The 15629-nt window shown below is 61.1% G+C and carries 17 protein-coding genes; 7 read left to right on the top strand and 10 right to left on the bottom strand.

What is annotated here, in order from left to right:
* Positions 1 to 669 precede the first annotated feature (669 nt).
* From GTH33_RS00945 to GTH33_RS00935, 3 genes are all read right to left on the bottom strand, one after another.
* Positions 670 to 2724: a putative bifunctional diguanylate cyclase/phosphodiesterase gene (locus GTH33_RS00945; RefSeq protein WP_163956637.1), complete on the bottom strand. Its 2055-nt coding sequence runs from the start codon at positions 2722 to 2724 to the stop codon at positions 670 to 672.
* The gene (locus GTH33_RS00940) at positions 2721 to 3269 is read right to left on the bottom strand and encodes a GAF domain-containing protein (RefSeq protein ID WP_249054831.1); all 549 of its coding nucleotides are present in this window, start codon (positions 3267 to 3269) and stop codon (positions 2721 to 2723) included. The genes GTH33_RS00945 and GTH33_RS00940 overlap by 4 nt, the downstream gene beginning before the upstream one ends.
* A 233-nt stretch (positions 3270 to 3502) precedes the next feature.
* Complete coding sequence (locus tag GTH33_RS00935; protein WP_163956635.1) at positions 3503 to 4135, bottom strand: tyrosine-type recombinase/integrase; 633 nt, start codon at positions 4133 to 4135, stop codon at positions 3503 to 3505.
* Between the two features lie 661 nt (positions 4136 to 4796).
* On the opposite strand from GTH33_RS00935, the gene GTH33_RS00930 reads away from it, so the two are divergent.
* Together GTH33_RS00930 and GTH33_RS00925 are read left to right on the top strand one after the other, a co-directional pair.
* Positions 4797 to 5024 (top strand): hypothetical protein, encoded by a 228-nt coding sequence (locus GTH33_RS00930; RefSeq protein WP_163956633.1) that lies wholly within the window; start codon positions 4797 to 4799, stop codon positions 5022 to 5024.
* A gap of 57 nt (positions 5025 to 5081) precedes the next feature.
* Positions 5082 to 5249: a hypothetical protein gene (locus GTH33_RS00925; RefSeq protein WP_163956631.1), complete on the top strand. Its 168-nt coding sequence runs from the start codon at positions 5082 to 5084 to the stop codon at positions 5247 to 5249.
* 23 nt (positions 5250 to 5272) lie between these two features.
* Here GTH33_RS00925 and GTH33_RS00920 read toward each other — a convergent pair whose 3' ends face one another.
* Positions 5273 to 5719 carry a hypothetical protein gene (locus tag GTH33_RS00920; protein ID WP_163956629.1) on the bottom strand — a complete coding sequence of 149 codons (447 nt, stop codon included), beginning with the start codon at positions 5717 to 5719 and terminating at the stop codon, positions 5273 to 5275.
* 152 nt (positions 5720 to 5871) lie between these two features.
* On the opposite strand from GTH33_RS00920, the gene GTH33_RS00915 reads away from it, so the two are divergent.
* Together GTH33_RS00915 and GTH33_RS00910 are read left to right on the top strand one after the other, a co-directional pair.
* Positions 5872 to 7035, top strand: coding sequence for a hypothetical protein (locus tag GTH33_RS00915; protein ID WP_163956627.1), 1164 nt, complete (start codon positions 5872 to 5874; stop codon positions 7033 to 7035).
* A 677-nt stretch (positions 7036 to 7712) separates the two neighbouring features.
* Positions 7713 to 7958: a hypothetical protein gene (locus GTH33_RS00910; RefSeq protein WP_163956625.1), complete on the top strand. Its 246-nt coding sequence runs from the start codon at positions 7713 to 7715 to the stop codon at positions 7956 to 7958.
* 411 nt (positions 7959 to 8369) lie between these two features.
* Here GTH33_RS00910 and GTH33_RS00905 read toward each other — a convergent pair whose 3' ends face one another.
* From GTH33_RS00905 to GTH33_RS00895, 3 genes are all read right to left on the bottom strand, one after another.
* Positions 8370 to 9245 (bottom strand): SDR family oxidoreductase, encoded by an 876-nt coding sequence (locus GTH33_RS00905; protein WP_163956623.1) that lies wholly within the window; start codon positions 9243 to 9245, stop codon positions 8370 to 8372.
* A gap of 279 nt (positions 9246 to 9524) precedes the next feature.
* Positions 9525 to 10946, bottom strand: coding sequence for a serine hydrolase domain-containing protein (locus GTH33_RS00900; protein ID WP_163956621.1), 1422 nt, complete (start codon positions 10944 to 10946; stop codon positions 9525 to 9527).
* Between the two features lie 291 nt (positions 10947 to 11237).
* Positions 11238 to 11825 (bottom strand): TetR/AcrR family transcriptional regulator, encoded by a 588-nt coding sequence (locus GTH33_RS00895; protein ID WP_243848470.1) that lies wholly within the window; start codon positions 11823 to 11825, stop codon positions 11238 to 11240.
* A 152-nt stretch (positions 11826 to 11977) separates the two neighbouring features.
* On the opposite strand from GTH33_RS00895, the gene GTH33_RS00890 reads away from it, so the two are divergent.
* From GTH33_RS00890 to GTH33_RS00880, 3 genes are all read left to right on the top strand, one after another.
* Positions 11978 to 12376 carry a RidA family protein gene (locus tag GTH33_RS00890; RefSeq protein ID WP_163956619.1) on the top strand — a complete coding sequence of 133 codons (399 nt, stop codon included), beginning with the start codon at positions 11978 to 11980 and terminating at the stop codon, positions 12374 to 12376.
* A gap of 538 nt (positions 12377 to 12914) precedes the next feature.
* Positions 12915 to 13925 (top strand): hypothetical protein, encoded by a 1011-nt coding sequence (locus GTH33_RS00885; protein ID WP_163956616.1) that lies wholly within the window; start codon positions 12915 to 12917, stop codon positions 13923 to 13925.
* Positions 13925 to 14383 carry a hypothetical protein gene (locus GTH33_RS00880; protein WP_166753230.1) on the top strand — a complete coding sequence of 153 codons (459 nt, stop codon included), beginning with the start codon at positions 13925 to 13927 and terminating at the stop codon, positions 14381 to 14383. The genes GTH33_RS00885 and GTH33_RS00880 overlap by 1 nt, the downstream gene beginning before the upstream one ends.
* Here the strand turns inward: GTH33_RS00880 and GTH33_RS00875 are convergent.
* Genes GTH33_RS00875 through GTH33_RS00870 form a run of 3 tightly spaced genes read right to left on the bottom strand, consistent with a single transcriptional unit; the run spans position 14375 to position 15536 of the window.
* Positions 14375 to 14827 (bottom strand): PaaI family thioesterase, encoded by a 453-nt coding sequence (locus tag GTH33_RS00875; RefSeq protein WP_163956612.1) that lies wholly within the window; start codon positions 14825 to 14827, stop codon positions 14375 to 14377. The genes GTH33_RS00880 and GTH33_RS00875 overlap by 9 nt on opposite strands.
* Positions 14824 to 14955, bottom strand: coding sequence for a hypothetical protein (locus GTH33_RS18255; protein ID WP_276508892.1), 132 nt, complete (start codon positions 14953 to 14955; stop codon positions 14824 to 14826). The genes GTH33_RS00875 and GTH33_RS18255 overlap by 4 nt, the downstream gene beginning before the upstream one ends.
* Positions 14952 to 15536: a TetR/AcrR family transcriptional regulator gene (locus tag GTH33_RS00870; protein ID WP_163956762.1), complete on the bottom strand. Its 585-nt coding sequence runs from the start codon at positions 15534 to 15536 to the stop codon at positions 14952 to 14954. The genes GTH33_RS18255 and GTH33_RS00870 overlap by 4 nt, the downstream gene beginning before the upstream one ends.
* Positions 15537 to 15629: the final 93 nt, after the last annotated feature.

The following is a 15629-nucleotide window of genomic DNA, read 5'->3' as shown; positions in this document are numbered from 1 at the left end:
GTTTGCAGCTGGTTTTTAACTGCATGCAAACGAGCTTCTTCGACAATCCATGAACCAGATAAGCTCCGCAGATATGACCCGACTGCGCCTCTCGTCCAAGGAGGTAATCGGATCGACTGCATCGCGTGCCAATACGAGGCCTTCTTCGTCCCGCAATCAGGTTAACGATAAAAGCCGTGAGTAAGAAGCAGCGACGCGCCGATGATTAATCATGCAAATAAAAGAACACAGCAAAACCTTTAAGAAAAACATCATCGCCGTCCGCGGAGACTTAAAACATTAGAATTAAAATACGATCTCGCTCAAGGCAAACTGCTGGTGGGCTATCTTCTCATCGGCCGTCAAGACTGGGACGGCGCACTAGGAGAACGGCCGATGACCGATTGAGCGACCCGGTGCCACCTCAGCTCGCCTTCCCCATCAACGATCAAAACACCGATAGCAAATCGCGCTACTCGGAAGTGACAGGTCTGGCGCATGAACGAGTGACCGAAGCTGGGAAGCGCGGAAGGGGCCGCGAGCGGCCGAGAATGGGTCGAGCCGGAAGCCGTAGGGTGTGGCGCGTTCGCTCAATTGCGCACGTCCGAGTTGCAAAGTGAGGGCCCCAAGACGGTTATTCATTCAGGCTGATATTACCTGCTCGGCCCATTGTAGATGACAAGCCAGAAATTATGCGACTGCGGCTCCATCATCAACGACGCAGGGCTTCAGCGACATCGTACGACGAACGCGGTCTGGCTCGGCCAACGTCCGCGACGGTTTACCTATTAGGTAGCCCTGGATCGCCGAGCAGCCCTCCCTTGCGACAATCGACAGTTGTGCGGGCTGTTCGACGCCCTCGGCCAGTACCGGGATGTTCAACGTCAGGCCCAGTCCCGCAACCGAGCGAAGTATCGCTACTGCTTGGTCGTCACGTTCGATCTCAGCCACGAAAGACGAGTCTAGCTTAATGCGGTCGAACGGGAACGATCGAAGAACATCGAGGGACGAATACCCCACGCCAAAGTCGTCTAGGGCGATGGCGATACCCATGGCCTTGAGAGCTTTAAGCTGGCCCAGCGCGAACCGGCGGTCGTGGATGATGGCGCTTTCAGTCAGCTCAAGCGACAGCCGTTCGGGCGGCAGGCCGCTGTCCTCCAGCGCTGACCGTACCGTATCCACGAGTCGCGGGTCGGCGAGGTGTATCGGCGAAAGATTGACGGCGACGGGATGTCTGTTGGGCCACAAGGCGGCCTCAAAGCATGCTTGGCGCAAAATCCAGATGCTAATCGGTACTATGTCTCCGCTCTTTTCCGCCAGCGGGATAAACTCCGATGGCGGAACCATTCCTCTGGTTGGATGCCTCCACCGAACCAGGGCCTCGTAACCCGAAATTTCCCCCGAAGGGAGGGCTGCCTGGACCTGATAATGAAGCTCGAAGGATTCTGTATCCAGCGCAGCCCTCAGGTCAGCGATCAACTCGCGACGCTCCCGTATCGCGTCATCCATCTGACTATCGTAGAAGCAGGGTTCGCCGGAATGCGCGGATTTGGCGCGGTACATGGCAAGGTCCGCCTTGGCGAGCAGCACGTCGGCATCAAACCCGTCATGTACGGCGAGCGCGACGCCGATGTTCGCTGATATTGCCGCAGTAAACCGGTCGAAAACGAAAGGCGCGTCGCATGCAGCGCGTAACCGGCTCAGAAAATCATGGAGGTCGCTTGCATCCTGGTATGAGACGACCGCCGAAAATTCGTCACCGCCTAGGCGTGCAACACATTCGCCCGGCTGCAGCAAGGCGGTAAGGCGGGCGGCTAGCGCAACCAGCAGCTGGTCGCCCGCTTGATGGCCATAGGTGTCGTTTACGACCTTGAAGCGTGATAGGTCCATCATGACCACGGCCATGCAGGAGTAACCGCCCTTGATCAGAAAACGCTGCTCAAGCTCTTCGATAAAACTGATGCGGTTCGGCAGATCGGTCAGGCCATCGTGCATCGCCATCCGGCGCAGCCGCGTATAGGATTCGGTCTGGGTGTGACCGTCGATCAGGGCGCTGATCGCTGCGCAACCAACGATGATACAGGTCGCAACCGCCGTGGTAATAGCGAGAGCGACCATCGTTAGATCCGACAGCCCCTGACCGAGTTGCAACACGGTTACCTGCATGGCGGCCATGCCGGTGAAATGCAGTGCGGCAACTGCCAGGGCGAGCAGCCCTATCGCCTTCGCGTTGCGCAGCCGGCTGCGGCGGTTAAGGCTGTCGAATGCGGCAGCGGTAAACCCACACGAGAGCACTACCGACGCGGCAACATACCACCAGTCCCATGTCACGATACCGTCCACCCGGTATGCCGCCATGCCAACGTAGTGCATCACGGCGATGCCAGCACCGATGATGCATCCACCCGCCGCGCCGCTCCAGGAACGACGTTGCACAGCGATTGCCAACCCGGGCACCGCAAGGAAGGTCACTGCAAGGAGCGAAGAAAGTGTGAGGATGGGATCCAGAACCACTGGCGCAGTCGTGCGGAACGCCATCATGGCGACGAAATGCGTTGCCCATACCATGGTCCCTGCGCTGACTGCGGTGAGCACCACCCACCCAAAGCGACTGTAGCCCGCGGCCGCCCTCACCCGATGGAAGAGCTGAACGGTGGCGGCAGAACCGATCAGGCAAATTAGCAAGGCCAGCCCAACCAGGCGCAGATCATGCTCCTGCGTTATGCAAAGTGCTACCCGCATCATGCTGCGGCACCTCGCTGGAGCAGATCCAATCGCGCCTCAAGCGCCGTCGACGCCTGCCGTGCCAGCCCGATTAGATAGGCTTTCTGGTCTGGCGATGCGGGGGATCGTCGCTTGGTGTCGAGGATGCATAACGCCCCTACATCGATACCGCTTACTCGTCGAAGCGGCGCTCCGATATAGTAGCGGATGTGAGGTTCGCCGGCGACAACAGGCAGGTTGGCGAACCGCGGGTCGGCTTGAGGGTCGGCGGTCTCCATTATATCGGGCCGATCAAGCGTAAAGCTGCAAAACCCGCTGTCGCGCGGAATGCAATCAATGACGAGGCCGTGCCCCGCCTTGAACCACTGTTGATCATCATGGATCAGTGACATAAGCGCGATCGGCGCATCGAATGCGTTGGCCGCAGCGGCGACGAAACGATCGAATATGGGTTCGGGAGCAGAACCTAGAATGCTTAAGCCACGAACGGCATGAGAGCGTTTTCGCTCTCTAAACAGGCTCTTCAGCATTCGTCTCTCGTCATCGCGCGCGGTGACAATCATCATCACCTTTGAACGATTAAAGAACCGTTTCGAGTGAGTTGGCAGGCACGTGAAGCGCGCTGAACGAGCGTTCGCTTACCGCCAGTATCTTAGAGAGCGGACTGACGGCCTTCCCCTCCCATCACGACATTCACAAGCGGACAGCCGGGCTTCAAAATTTGTCATCCGCGCCGATGAACCAGCGTCCGAAGTTGAGGAACTAGCGAAGGGGTGTGAGCGTCCGCTTGTGGGTCGGCTCAGACCTCAGTGCGTTCGGCCAGTTCCAAAGCGTCCTCCACGTCAACGCCCAAGTAGCGGACCGTGCTATCGATCTTGGCATGGCCGAGTAAAATCTGAACGGCGCGGAGATTGCCAGTCGCCTTGTAGATGATCGATGCTTTCGTGCGCCGAAGCGAGTGCGTCCCGTAATCCTGAGCCGGAAGGCCGATGCCGACCACCCACTCGTTCACGAGGCGGGCATATTGCCGCGTGCTCATGTGAGCCATGTAGTCGTTTCGACTTGGGAAAACGAAGTCGTTCAGTGTCCCGCCGCGCCGCTCCAACCACGCCCGCATCGTCTTTCGTGCGGTATCCATCAGCTCGAACTGGACCGGTCGTTTGGTCTTCTGCTGAACCACGACGGCGCGGTCACGGACGCGCCCGCCGGAAACTACATCGCCGATCCGCACCCTGACCACATCGCAGCCGCGCAGCTTGCTGTCGATGGCGAAGTCGAACAGCGCTCGGTCGCGCAGTCGTCTATGCTGGTCGAGCCAGAAGCGAATGGCCCAGACCTGTTGCTGTTTCAGCGCCCGCTTTGCACCGATAAGCCGGCCCTCGTTCCAGGGTCGAAGTTCGTGAAAGGCGGGGTCCATCGACGAATGCCCCATCGATCATCTCCATCGGGACGGACCGGCCAATCGAGCGTACTCTGGCGCGGTAAACCGACGGTTCGAAAATGTGGTTGATCGGCCGTCGGTGATGCTGAACGAGCGGCCGGTTTCGCGCGGCGCCTCGTAGTCTCTGAGCGGCCGGAACTGGGTCCCTGCGGCCGTAGGGAAGGCCGGCCGCTCTCGACCAACATACGCCGTGCCGATCCTGTGCTCGGTGCGTCGGCTCACGCCGAATGCTGCGGGTGCGGCGAGCGGCAGCGGCCGGCTGGTGCTTGAGATGAATTCGAAAGCGATCGGTACCGCGCTCGTCGGAACCGGCATCATAATCTTATCGATCTTTGACAGCGGTAGGGGGGCGTTCCAAGCCAGATCGAACATCCCGATTACGGAACGATCTCCTTCAGTCTGTTGCCGATCGACGTGCGGCCGAACTGCACGATCAAACGAATGCCGAAGCACTGAAGGTCGATGTATCAGACGTCCCCGTCAACGATCTCGCTTTCGCTCCGTGCGTCAAGGTTCGTGATGCTGATGGTCCCCCAGTCGTACCAAGGTTCGCCAGCGACGATGATTCTTCTCAGCATGTTCATGCGAATACCCTCTGAGCCGAATTGCTGGTCGTGCGTTGAACTCCCACAGACAGCCGCAGGAGAGCGACATGGCCGACGTGAACGATCCGACCCACGAACCCGAAAGCTACAACGACCTGCCGATGCAGCCGACCGGATCGGGGCCTGCTGATCTCGAGGTCGCTTACGAGCAGATGCGCTTGGCCGACGAAGCTGATGATACCACCGGCGGCGTACCTGCTGCGGCTGTAGCGGATGCGACCCTGCCGGTTGGGGACGTCGATGCCGCCACGGAAAGCGAAGCGCACCCGAGCTGATTTATGGCTGAAGTTGTTATAAGCCCCAGCGGGCCCGGCGCGATGGAAACCGGACTCATGATCGATGAAACCGGCACGAGGTTCATCGTCCTGACGTTCAAGGAGCCGAACGCCGATCCCGTGATCGTCACGTTCACCGTGCCGATCTTTCAGAATTACGTCCGGCACCTCGCCACGGTATCAAAGGCGGCGGCAGACGAATCAAACTGGGTCGTCTCGAAGTAACGACAGGGTAAGGCGCGTGCTGATCATGCGCCGTGATCCGTCAAGCTGAAGCCGCCAACACGAGCGAGGTCTTCGATCGCGCTCCAAGCCATACGGTCGAACATGCCATCCAGGCGCAGGCCTTCACGAAAGTCACTGCTGGTCAGGTACTTGATCTCTTGATCGGACCAGGCGTTGGGGTGGATCCGGCTGAATGCGACACGCAGCTTGGCGATAACACCTTCAATCGTCGCTGCCGGCGTGTCGTTCAATGTCGTCTCATAAGCGTCTGCCCCGCTGGCGAAAGCCGGCACCAGCGAAAAGCAGATGAGGGGGCTGATCGGTAAGTGGCGGAAGTTGCAGGGCGAGCCGTGGGTCCGAGAGGCGCTGGTCAGCGCTGAGGGCAAGGCCGAACCGGTGTCGTGGATCGAGCCGACGATCGCGGCGGCTGCCAGCGTCGAGGACAAGGCTCGCGCCGTCAGCAGGGCCACGGCGGAGCGCTATCGGCGGATGGCGATCCCAGGTCTGCCCGTCGCTGCTTGGCAACCGGAGGTGATCGCTGTTTAAGGCAGTTGCAGTGCCGGCTTGTCGGCATCGAACAACCGAAACGATCGACGTCGCATCGCTAGCCAGCAATGTACGGATGTTTGACGCGAACGAGCTCGACCGTCTTGGCGATGATGGCTGCTTCCATGCCGTCGCAGACCGGCTCAACTCGCCAGTTGCACCGGGAATCGTGGGACAGCGGAAGCTCCAGAACTGGTCCGATGCGCTCGTGCCATCTGACAGCTTTCCCGCCTGCTGCACGCGTGATTACCACCGCAAGCAATTCTCGCAGCTCGGCGCCTGTCGGAACACGATGGCCCATGACGCACTGGTCCTCGGGCGACCCTACGACGCCTCGAAGCAGGCGACTTGCTACGATACCGGGAAGAACGCCCACGTCACACTTCCAGGAATTTCAAGTTGTTACACGCTCGTGAGCAAAAAGCCACTGCTCCGCGGCAATGGGATCATCAATGAAATACCCTGCGTCCCGTCCCGAGGCAGCTCGCTGGATTTGAAGGCGCGCGAGGGATTGACTGACGACGAATGCGATCCGTTTGGAAGCGTGCTCCTTCCGGGACAGCAGTGCAGCAAACTCAGCGACGCTCTCCTGTCCCTGTATCTGCATTCCACGGATGTCGACCAACGTGACGTGTTCGTTCGGTCCGCACCGCAACATGTGGTGAGCATCATCACGGGCTTCGGAAAAGCGGCAGATATCGGCCGGCGAAAAGAAGCCGGACATCGTGATCCGGACCAAACTTTTAACCGGGTCCACGTCGAAAGAAAACGCAGGCTTCATAGTCACTTGGTGGCATGCAGTCCGTTACCAAGCCGTTTAAGCGGGGGCCAGCGAGCCTTCGAGAAGCCACCTGCGGGCTTCATCGAAGCATGTGAAAAAGCTGGCGCCGCGCCCAGCCGCCGCACGCTGAACCTGCAGTTTGGACAAGCCTCCCGCCGTAACCAGCGCCAAACGTCGCGAGCGCGCTGCGGGATCGGTCATTGTCTGCCGGAAGAGCGTCACGCTATCCTGCAGCTGTATCCTGACATTCCGCAGGTCGACCAAGGTCACATGCTCGTTGGGCTGCGTCCGAAGCTTGGTCTGAGCGCTATTTCGAGCGGCAACATATCGTGCTGCATCTTCGGGATAAAAAAAGCCGGAGAGCGTGATCGTGATGAGGCCGACCCACGGTTCCACATCGATGTTGAAGCGTGCCTGCATGCCAGAACCATCGCGCAACCACTGCTAAGATACCGTTAGCACTGGCTTTTGGTAGTGATCCCTATTTCCAGTGTTGAGCGAGGCGACGCGTTGATGGCGGGAATTTTCACCGACGCCTCAGCAATCAGCGCGAAGGCCATCCCAGTAAATTTGTACCTTCCGCCCAGCACTGCGACGGCTGCAGAAGCGATAGTATGGGGTAACTGGTGCCGCCTGCGATACTGTTGGAACCGGCGGCACCGTATGAGGTCAGCGGCAGACGCGGACGCGACGGTGGTGACGGTAGATTACCCGGCAGCGATCATGCCGCCCATAGGCGTAGTGCCGACCGCGAGGACCACGGTGACGGTCGACGTGATGCGGGCCGCGCGGGCCGCGGACATCGTGCCGACCAGGTGGGCCACGGTGCTCGAAACGGTCGGGTCCGGGCCCGGGACCATGGCGCTGGGCGTCAGCTGCTCCTGTGATGCCGAGGCTGGCGACGAACATGCCGGCGGCGACGACGAGCGTCTTGAATTCCATAAGTCCTCCCATGGCGCCGTCTTGGCGCGCGAAATCATTACGCGGGCGGCATGGCATCGTTCCCATCGGCTGGCAGCGCGTCTGGCTGACATATCAAGCGTTCTCACATTGTTCTATCAACGTAGGCCAGCGGAGTCCGAGAATTGGCGATGTCTAAGGGCAAACAGAGTACGAAGGTCAGGCGCGGTTGCCCGATGAAGACCGACGCGCAAAAAGTCGCCGATTCGGCGCGTTCGGTCGGCGTGCCGGAGGCTCAGATCCCGAACCTCGGGATGGGCAAGATCGTGGATATGTCTGGCGAGCTTGGACAAAACGAAAGCGGACGACGTCCTCGTAAATCGCCCGGCGGCACCGCTGTCGAACGGAGGTTCACAAATGATCGAGCCGGCCTGTTCGATGAACCGCAACAATGCGCCGTCCGATACCCGCAGTTGCTGTGACTTTGTGGTGATCGCCAGCTGCGCGCGGTCGACCACACCCGCGACGTTATCGATCAGCAGGTGAAAGGTATGTGTCGGCAAGAAGCTCTTGATGAGCTTTGCCGACTCAAAGACCGCATGCCGCGCCTCTAACGGGACGTGGACAAGAGCGTTTTCCGCTTTGACGAAGAAGCGGGCGTCGCTGGTTTACGTATCGCGAGCAACAGTCGTTCGGTGATTAACGCTGCAAAATCGCCTGTGGCTTTCACTGCTAGCAACTGTAATTGAGGACATAGCGAGGAGGCCGGTGACGGTCTGACCTATCGGCCTGCCGATTATCGCCAATAAGCCACCATGTAGCTATTCACCGCAGTTATGAAATGCCGACCTCAGCCGAAGCGGCAAGGCAGTGGCCGAGGTCGGTTCTGCAGCTCAGGAAATAGGGACGCCGCCCGTAACGGCGACGACGTTGCCGGACATGTAGCTGCCCTCCGAAGACGCGAGCAGCACGTAGGCGGGGGCAAGTTCTCCCGGCTGCCCAGCGCGTCCGATTGGCGTGTCCTGACCAAGCGTTTCCAGCTCCTGCGGGGACTTGGCGATCGGCTGAATGGGGGTCCAGATCGGGCCAGGCGCCACTGCGTTTACCCGAATGCCGTCGCTCGCCAGGAGGTTGGACAATCCTACCGTAAGACTCGATATCGCGCCTTTCGTGGCCGCATAAACTATCATGTTCTTGCCTGCGACCTTCGCCTGCTCGCTCGTCGTGTTGATGATCGTTGCACCCGGCTTCATGCGCGGCGCGGCCGCCTTGGCGAGACGGATCATCGCAAAGACGTTGGCAGCGAAGGCACCTTGCATCTCGTCGTCGTCGATGCTTTCCAGCCCCTCGTTCATAGTCTGCGCAGCGGCGTTGTTGACGAGGACGTCCAGCCTGCCAAATTCGGCCACCGTCCGTTCAATGAGGCGCGAGCAGTGATCCCGGTCACGGATGTCTCCCGGCAGCAGGAGGCAACGCTGTCCTGTCTTCTCGACCCATGCTCGTGTTTCCTCGGCATCGACCTGCTCCTCGGCCAGATAGGATATGGCGACATCCGCACCCTCGCGCGCATACGCGATCGCGACTGCCCGTCCGATGCCGGAGTCACCGCCGGTGATCAACGCCGTCTTGTCCTTGAGCAGTCCCTTGCCGACGTAGCTATCCTCGCCATGATCGGGCTTGGTTCGCATCTCTGTCGTGAGACCGGGGCGGGGCTGCTGCGGCTCGTCAGGGAAGCTTGTGGGGTGGCTGGGGCGCGGATCGTCGGTCATGTCAGTTCCTGCTGATGAAGTGATCAGAGAACGGCTCACGAGCAGTATCGTGCCGGGGGTGGCCGGTCCCGCTGGCAAGCACTGGCCTTCGAGCCGCGAAGATGAATCAAAGTCCGAACTTGGTGCGCTCCAAGGGCTGCGCGAGCGACGGATTATGGGTTGTCGAGGCAAGAGGGCAGGGCAGCACCGTTTGACCAAGTCCAGTCATTCCCGGAGCAGGATCCCGTTTGAGGAGGGGGATTGTTCCGTCTTAACGACGCCAATCGGGAATATCGGAGGTCAGGGTTTAGCATCCGTTTCTCTTGTGAACGGCCAGTCGAAAGATCCCATGACGAGCCGCCCAGTGACCTTAGGCTCGCGGCCCATACGTAGCACCAAGTCGGTTGAAAGGATGAAATAACTGTCCGGCGCCGACGCATAGAGCGGTTCGCTGACACCCTCCTTAAGCGAGATAGCCAAGCCCGATCCGATCGCGGTGATCGAGAAGGAGCCGAGATCGGAGACGACGTAGGTTCCGATCAGGCGAGCGCGGATGTCGCCTGGGATCGGCACGCTCGCGCGCTTGATGCTGTGGTAGCTAGGCCAGCCGTAGGCGGCAGCCACGCTGCGGGTGATTTCCGATCCCAGTTCGGCACCTTGGGCACCGTTCGTCATGACCGCCACCCCGTCGCCCGACCCGGTATAGGCGACCAGGAAATTCTCGTATCCCTCGTTGCTGCCGCCATGCGCGAACGCGCGATCGGCAGGTGTCGGGTGCACTTCAAGACCGAGGCCCCATTCCCCCTTGCCGGGCGTCAGCATTGCGGTTGCCAGCGATTGATCGAGAATGCTGCCTTTCTCGCCACGCACACTGTCGCGCACGGCAACGGCGTAGCGCAGCAAATCGCTTGGCGTGCTCCACAGACCAGCGGCGGCCAGCTCCGGATAGGTGTGAGGTCCGCCGGGCACGGGCTTGCCCGACCCGTCATGTGGCCAGGCGGCGATCGCCAGCGAAGCGGCATCGAGCGGCTGGGCGAAGCTGCTGCGCGCCATGCCGGCGGGCCGAAGCACCTCGTCGTGGAGAACCGCGGCGAATGGCTTACCCGTCACGTCGCCAATCAGTTTCTGAATGACCGTGTAGCCACCACCGGAATAGCGCCACGTCGTTCCGGGCTTCGTATCCACGATAACCGGTTTGGTGTTTGCGGGGGCATGTCCGGCTAGCACGTCGTCGACGCTCGGCACTACGACCCCGGCAGCGTAGCCGGGGAAGCCATGCACCGTGGTTCCCGCCGTATGCGACAGCAATTCGCGTAAGCTGACCTGTTCACCGGGTGGCGTCGGCAGCTGCCAGCCCCTGAGTTGCGCGTTGACATCGCCGTCCAGCGTCAAGCGGTGCTGCTGGACGAGGCGCAACGCAGCCAGTGCCGTGACCGGCTTGCTGATCGAGCCGGCCTGAAACAGTGTATCCGATGTCACGGCTGCCCCGCCCGCTCGCGTGACTCCATACCCCTTCGACCATTCAATGGCGCCGCCATGCAGAACGGCGACGCTGACTCCAGGTACATGCAGCCGTCGCATCTCCGCTTCGATCGTGCGGCGCGGTGCGGGTGTACCGGCCAACACAACGGCCGACGTCAGCCCCTGTTCGACCACAGCGATGTTAGATGGCGTGGGAGCAGCCTGTTGAGCTGCTGCTGGGATGGGCAGCAGGGCCATCATGTACGCCACTCGAATTGACTTGCTCATATCCTCACCACCAGTGTATTACCTTAACAATGCACCGGGTGGTGTCGCGTAGCAAGTGTCCTGCGCGTTTTGGTGTCTTTCGCGTGGCCACCTGCGAGCATTTCGATTTCACTATACTCCTCGGAAAAGCGGGCAGGTCCGAGGCTTAGCACCTCCCAGGCAACGAGGATTAACGATTGGCAGAAGGTGGGGAGCCGAAAGGAGGCCGCGAATGACTGGATGTGGGTCTTGCCGGCTAGAAATGGGCGCGACGGCAACTCAAAGCTACCGCACTTTTAGATAACCTTCGGCCATCAGTCGAAATGCAGCAATGGCTTGGGGAAGCGCTTCTTCCGGGTCCTCGCTGGCGGACACCCAAAGGGCGGCATTGAAGGCTGCGCCGCTAAGGAGTCGCGATGCGGCCTCGACATCGACTAACTGCATGACCTCGTCCGCGATCAGTTTGGCGATGGCCTGCTTGGTGACCTCGAGGCAGGCATTTTGGGAAGGCCATGTCGCGGGGTCGCCGAGGAAAGCCGGGCCATCCAGCAGCACGATACGTCGAACCTCGGGATCAAGCGCCATTTCGATGTAGGCCTCACCTTCAGCGATCAGCCGCTGCCAGTCGGTAGCAGCGCTAGAACCCGCACGTCGCGCCCGCTCGGCCATTTCACTATCAATTTGCGCAACCACGGCAGCCAGCAAACCCGTCTTGTCGCCAAAGCTGTGATAGAGCGCGCCGCGGGTTAGGCCGACCTCCGCAGTCAAATGATCCATCGACGCGCCCGCGAAACCGGAAGCGGCAAATGCCTTGCGAGCCGCACTGATCAGTTTCGTGCGGTTTTCTTGCATGGTTTCAACGCGTCGCCTCATCGCCGAGTCACCTCATTTCGCATACGCCGCGTATGTGAATTTGACTACTGCGGCTCGATGCCTCACATACGCGTCGTATATAAATCGTCCAAGCAGTCGCTTTGATCCCAGCGACCGCGAGCTTCCTTGTTATACGTTCGGAGAAACGATCCATGGCTCAGCGTCACGCAGTCTTCCCTGCGAAGCGGCACGCCCTCTACGAAGCTCACGGCTATTCGGCCGCTATACGGTCAGGCGATCTTCTGTTTGTCTCGGGTCAGGTTGGTAGCCGGGACGATGGCTCACCCGAACCCGACTTCGAAGCGCAGGTGCGACTAGCCTTTGCAAATCTGGAGGCCACGCTGCGGGCAGGCGGGTGTAGCTTCGACGACATTTTGGATGTCACGACATTCCATACCGATCCCGAGCAGCAATTCGAGACGATCATGGCCGTGAAAGCCGAAATATTTTTAAAGGCGCCGTATCCGGCGTGGACTGCGCTCGGGGTAAATTGGCTGGCGGGGTTCGACTTCGAGATCAAGGTCACAGCCCGCATACCGTCCGAAGGCTGAGGCGGGACTCGGTCAGCGCTCCCTGCGCTGATGCACGACCGACGACGAAGGTGAACAAACGGCAGGTCTCGGGAGGCGTGCAGGACGGGCAGAGTGTCGCCTTCTGGGTCTTCGTAGCGGTTGAGCGACTGATCGCGACATGGACGATCTTGGCCGCTCACCGCGGCGATTGCATTCCCGAAACGCACCGCTTGGGAGGGTCACGGCTTTCCCGTTACTCCATCTTCACCCGATAGTTTCGGGAAAATGCATTCGGGAACAGATTTTGGGAAAGCGGGTCCCGCAGGCGTTCGTCAGCCCGATCAGCACGGCGGGATCCCTGTTACAGGTTCCCAATCGAGAAGCAGTAGATCAGGGCTTGCTGTCAGCTTCTCTCGCGAAGGGGACATTGAAGGATCCGGTTACGATCCGCATCGCCTGCTTGGCGGTCATCAACATCATCGGGAGGCGGCGGCTCGGCTTCCGGGGATACCAACCCACCCGCAATGCATTCTCCCGTGTTCTGGCGGTGCGCCGCCCAGCTGATTGTGGAGTTACGATGCCGACCGACTTCGACCGTACGGACAACCAGCACCGCCCACCGCTGGGGGAGACCCGGCGTCCGACCGGGCGGCCGCTGATCGTCACGCCCACCTTTGTCAGCCGCGTCGACGCGACCCCGCGCAGCGAACGTCCTCAGGATGAGGGGGCCGCTCGCGACCGGCACGGGCACGAGGTCAGGCATCCAAACTGGCGGCCCGGCGCACTGGCGATCGAGGACGATCGCAACATCGCCTTCGAGCATTGGGACGAATATTGGCGCAAGGTCCACGGTCCCAAATTCGCCTGGGATGAGCCGGGCAGTTCCTCCGCGCGGGTGCTGCGCTACGATCAGGTGCACCGCGTGGCGTCCGGACCGTCGTCATTCTTCCGCCCGCCGTACCGCGCGATGGTGGACGAGAACGGACGGCTGCCATCCGATCCGGAAAAGCGGGTGCCCGCTTACGGTCGACCCAAATGGGACGGCTTTGCGTACATCGCCTATGCCGAGGAGGACGACATCAAGCGTGTCCTCAGCCAGGAGAAGTTCGCAGAACGCATTATCGCGGATGAGCAGACAGCCTTTCGCATGGTGACCCGCGAGATCGCGCGCGAGCACATCCTGATTCCGAGCGAGCGCCACCGCGATCCTGTGAGCCTCGTCAAGATCCACGTTCGGCGCCCCGAGATCACGCGCGACGATTTCCAGCATCGTCTCCTTGGCGAACATGCGGACCTGGTGCTGGCGCAAGGCGCGACGCGCGACCTCGTCCGCCGCTACGCGCAACTTCACAACATCGGCTCGACGCAGGAGGACCCCGAAGGCGTGAAGATCGACGCGGTGTCGGTGCTGTCATTCGCTTGCATGAACGACGTCGAGGATTATCTCGTCCACGACGATCACGCCGTCATCGAGGCGTCGGAGACCGCCCTGACCGGGGAGGGGTCCGAATGGTGGACGGCAATCAACTACTCGGTCATCAATCGTCTCGCGCCCGAGACAGCCACCTCGCGGACAGGAGCTGAGTGATGCGTACGCTTCCCGCCGCCATCATCGGCGGCCTCATTGCCGGTGTCGCCACCACTGCGCTGATGACGGTGGCCCGCAAGAGCGGCGCATTCGGTAAGACGCTCGACCGCGACGCGGTCGACTGGATCGACGATGTAGCGGGAAGTCGCGCCGTGATCGGCGATGCCGGGACGAGTATCATCGAGTTCGCCAACCATCTGGCTGCCTCGGCTGCCTTCGCGGCTGCGTGGCCGACCGTCCGGAAATTGGCTCCGGATATTCCGGCACCGCTGCTGGCGGCCGGCTATGGCACTGCCCTTTATGCGATAAACATCGGCGCGATTGCCCCCGCCCTCGGTATCACCGAAGGCGAGATAGAGGCGGGACCTCGTAAGGCAACCGAACGCTGGACGGTACATGTCGTCCAGACCGTGGTCACCGCCCTTATCGCGGACCGGCTGGCCGATACGTCAGGGTGACGGCTGGGCCTCGAACACCAGCAGCGTGGATGTAGCCGTAGCGCACAAGCGTCCACGCTCGTCGTGGAGAGAGGCTTCGGCGAATGCGACGCGCCGACCGACCGAGACGACGCGTCCCTCCGCGCGACATAGCCCGCTCTCCTTGGTCAGCCCCCGGACGTAGGATATCTTGAGTTCCAGCGTCGTATAGGCTTGCCCGGCCTTCAGGCTCGAATGCGCGGCGATGCCACAGGCGCTATCGAGCATTGCAGCGGCATAGCCGCCGTGCACGCCTCCCATCGGGTTAAGGACGCTCGCATCGGGCCGCCCCTCGAACACCGACCGCCCGCGATCGACCTCGACGAGGGATACGCGCAGCGTCTCGCCCATCGATGGTTGACGGCCGGTGGCGAGCAGCGCCCTGACCTGCGCCAGACCGTCTGCCTCGGGCATCACTTCGCTCATCGTTTGCTCTCCTGCTTCTTATCGAGATTGATATGCGCCGTTAGCGACAGGCCGGGCCGTTGCGGTGCCAGAAGCGCCGAAAGCTGGTCGTGGCCGTCCAGACCGGCACGGCCCAGCGTCACGTTCATCGGCTGGTTTCTCCTGATATGTCGCTGTCGGCAGGATCGCCTGCGGCCCCGATCCACGCCCGCGTGCTGGCCAGCAGCTCGTCGGCCAGCGCCGGATCGTCGACCGCACGCGCCATGACGAGGGCACCCACCATCGCCGACCACCGCCCGATCGCATCGCGCCGGCGTGACGCCGGATCGCCCGCGGGCAAGGAGCGCGCAAACCGGTCGATCTGCGCCTCCAGACCCTTGGCCATCGCGACGCGTGCTTCCGGCGTCTGCTGACGCATCAGCCCGGCCAAGCTGGCGGTCGGGCATCCTTCGCCCGCATGATCGCGGTGCAGCGGCGACAGATAGATATCGATCCAGCGTTGCAGATCAGGCATCGTCTCACCCTCTCCGTCGAGGGCGAATGCAACGGTCTGGGCAACCAGATCGTCCTTGGACGCGAAGTGGCTGTAGAAGCCGCCGTGCGTCTGCCCGGCGGCCTTCATCACCTCCGACACGGTCACCGCATCGAAACCGCGCTCGCGGAACAGCCGGCTCGCCTCGGTGAGGATGCGTACCCTGTTCGTCGCCATCTGGTCGCGACTGACCCGCATACGAAAATCTCCGATCGCCCAGTTGACATATTCATGATCGCCATCACATAAAAGCTTATCGTGACGCTTGTCATGAATATAATGCTTCAGCCG

The organism is Sphingomonas insulae (assembly GCF_010450875.1).
Taxonomy (GTDB): domain Bacteria; phylum Pseudomonadota; class Alphaproteobacteria; order Sphingomonadales; family Sphingomonadaceae; genus Sphingomonas; species Sphingomonas insulae.
This window is presented reverse-complemented; position numbering and strand designations above follow the sequence as displayed.